The following is a 3112-nucleotide window of genomic DNA, read 5'->3' as shown; positions in this document are numbered from 1 at the left end:
GGTGGGGGGGGGGGGGGGGGGGGCCGGGGTCGGCGGCGGGCCGGGGCGAGCGCCGCCGGCTACCGCGCCCTCGGTCTCGACCTCGTACCCGGCACCGGCCCGCTGGCCGCCGCGGTGCCCGGCGCCTTCGACGCCTGGCTCCTGCTGCTGCGCGACCACGGCACCAAGCCGCTGGCCGAGGTGTTGCGCTACGCCATCGGCTACGCGGAGCACGGCCACCCGCCGGTGGAGCGGCTGACCGAGACCGTGGAGCGGGTGCGGGCCCTGTTCGAGAGCGAGTGGACGACGTCGGCCGAGGTCTACCTGCCCGGCGGCCGGGCCCCGGCCCCCGGCACCCGCTTCACCAACCGGCCGCTGGCCGCCACCTGGCGGCGGCTGCTGGCCGAGGCCGACGCAGCAGGCGGCGACCGCGAGGCCCGCATCGACGCCGCCCGCCGCGTCTGGCGCACCGGCTTCATCGCCGAAGCGCTGGTCGCCTCCGCCGCCCGCCCGGCGCTCGACACCTCGGGCGAGCGCCACGCGGGCCCGCTCACCGGCGACGACCTCGCCGGCTACGAGGCCAGCTACGAGGAACCGGCCCGGCACGACTGGCAGGGCTGGACCGTCTGCAAGCCCGGCCCCTGGTCCCAGGGCCCCGCCCTGCTCCAGCAACTGGCCCTGCTGCCGCCGGACCTGACGCCCGCCGACCACGGCACCCCGGACTACGTACACACCCTCATCGAGGGCAGCAAGCTCGCCTTCGCGGACCGGGAGGCCTGGTACGGGGACGCGCACGGGCCCGGCACGGTGCCGCTGGCCGACCTGTTGGACGCCGACTACAACACGGCCAGGCGCGCGCTGATCGCCCCCACCGCCTCGTACGAACTGCGCCCCGGCCACCCCGCGGGCCGCACCCCGCAGTTGGCCGCGCACGCCCGCGCCGTCGCCCGTGGCAGCCGGCCCGCGGCCGGGCCGCTCACCAGCGCGGCGGCCGGCGTCGGCGAGCCGACCGTGGCCGTCGACGGCGGCACCCGCGGCGACACCTGTCATCTGGCCGTCGTGGACCGCTGGGGCAACATGATCTCCGCGACGCCCAGCGGCGGCTGGCTCCAGTCCAGCCCCGTCGTGCCCGAACTCGGCTTCCCGCTCGGCACCAGGCTCCAGATGACGTGGCTCGACCCCGACCTGCCGAACACGCTCACCCCGGGCCGCCGCCCCCGTACCACCCTCTCGCCCTCGCTGGCGCTGCGCGCCGGCGAGCCGGTCCTCGCCTTCGGCACCCCCGGCGGCGCCCAGCAGGACCAGTGGCAACTGCACTTCTTCCTCGCCGCGGCCCTGCGCCCGACGGTGCGCGGAGCCCTCGACCTCCAGGGCGCCATCGACGCCCCCAACTGGCACCAGGACGGCTTCCCCGGCTCCTTCTTCCCGCGCACCATGGAGCCGGGCGGCGTGACCGTCGAGGAGCGGTTCGGGCCCGAGGTGATCGACGGGCTGCGCCGCAGGGGGCACCGGCTCACCCTCGGCGGCCCCTGGTCGGAGGGGCGGCTCGGCGCCGTCGCCCGGGACCCGGCGAGCGGGCTGCTGTCGGCCGCGGCCAACCCGCGCGGCGCCCAGGGGTACGCGGTCGGCCGCTGAGCCGCTGCCCGCGCGCTTCCCCCATGGTCTGGTTTGCCCGGAGTTCACCCTCTGTCCAGGCATGCGACGCCGTTCGGGTGAGGCTTCGTGGTTCGATGGACGCATGATCGAAGCAATGGACCCGGGGGAATGGGCGCGGCTCGAAGCCGCAGTGGACGAGGCCGTGCGCAAGGCGGCTGCCACGGAGATCATGCCGCGGTTCCGGCAGCTCGCGCAGCACGAGATCGTGCAGAAGAACGGCCCGCACGACCTCGTCACGGTCGCCGACCGGCTCGCCGAGGAGCAGCTCACCGCCGTCCTGACGGAGCTGCTGCCCGGCTCCGTGGTGGTCGGCGAGGAGGCGGTGCACGCCGACGCCGGCATCCTCGGCGCACTGACGGGTGACGCGCCGGTGTGGATCGTGGACCCGGTGGACGGCACCCGGCAGTTCGTCCACGGCGACCCCGGCTTCGCCACCCTGGTCGCCCTCGCGCACCGCGGCGAACTCCTCGCCTCCTGGACGTTCGCGCCCGCGCTCGACCTGATGGCGGTGGCCCGCAGGGGCGGCGGCGCCACCCTCGACGGCCAGTCGCTGCGCCCCGGCCCGCGCCCGGCCGACCAGGTCATCGAGGTGGCCATCTCGCACTACGACTTCACCACCGACGTGGAGAAGCGCGCCCTGTCCGGGCTGCTGACCGACGGCGTGGCGCCGCGCCCGTGCGGCTCCGCCGGCCTGGAGTACCTGAACGTGGCCCGCGGTCTGCTGGACGCCGTCGCCTTCTCCTGGGAGAACCCCTGGGACCACGCGGCCGGGCTGCTCCTGGTCGCAGAGGCGGGCGGCACGTCGGGCACCGTCGCTGGCGAACCGTTCCGCCTCGCAGGTGGCAACGTCCTGCCGTTCACCGCGGCGCGTGACGAGGCGACGGCAGCGCATATCCTGAGCCTGCTGACCGCCGTCGGCTAGGTCAGCCGAGACGAACCCAGCGCACGCCCAGCCAGCCGCAGTGGCGACCTCACAGGCGAGGAGGCCGATGTGCCGTCCATGCTCGACGCGGTGGTGGTGGGGGCCGGTCCCAACGGCCTGACCGCCGCCGTGGAGCTGGCCCGCCGCGGCCACACGGTCGAGGTGTTCGAGGCGCGCGAGCGGCCGGGCGGCGGCGCCCGCACCGAAGAGCTGACGCTGCCCGGCTTCCGGCACGACCCGTGCTCGGCGGCCCATCCACTCGGCGCCGGCTCGCCCGCCTTCAACGCGATGCCGCTGGAGCGGTACGGGCTGCGCTGGCTGCACGCCGCACTGCCGATGGCCCACCCGTTCCCGGACGGCACGGCCGCGGTGCTCGCCCGCTCGCTCGGCGAGACCGCCATGACCCTCGGCCCCGGGGACGCCGGCACCTACCGCCGGCTGGTCACCCCGTTCGTCAGTCGCTGGGGTGTCGGATATTCAAATGTGACCGGGCCGACGCTACTCCATGTGTAGATCTCGGTGGGCGGCGGGTCATTTAAAAAATCGGGGGGGGGG

At 75.6% G+C, this 3112-nt stretch carries 2 protein-coding genes and 1 pseudogene; all 3 read left to right on the top strand.

What is annotated here, in order from left to right:
- Positions 1–1614, top strand: a 1614-nt coding sequence (locus tag AAHZ94_RS31585; RefSeq protein WP_349997141.1) for a gamma-glutamyltransferase family protein, incomplete at its 5' end; no start/stop codon positions are given.
- 103 nt (positions 1615–1717) lie between these two features.
- Positions 1718–2557 (top strand): inositol monophosphatase family protein, encoded by an 840-nt coding sequence (locus AAHZ94_RS31580; RefSeq protein ID WP_349997140.1) that lies wholly within the window; start codon positions 1718–1720, stop codon positions 2555–2557.
- A 78-nt stretch (positions 2558–2635) separates the two neighbouring features.
- Positions 2636–3022 (top strand): annotated as a pseudogene (locus tag AAHZ94_RS31575) (phytoene desaturase family protein); the annotation flags it as partial.
- Positions 3023–3112: the final 90 nt, after the last annotated feature.

Source organism: Streptomyces sp. HSW2009 (assembly GCF_040240285.1).
Lineage (GTDB): Bacteria > Actinomycetota > Actinomycetes > Streptomycetales > Streptomycetaceae > Streptomyces.
This window is presented reverse-complemented; position numbering and strand designations above follow the sequence as displayed.

Excerpts from the sequence above, each read along its gene's own strand:
- AAHZ94_RS31580 (WP_349997140.1), top strand. The coding sequence starts at position 1,718 with ATGATCGAAGCAATGGACCCGGGGGAATGGGCGCGGCTCGAAGCCGCA.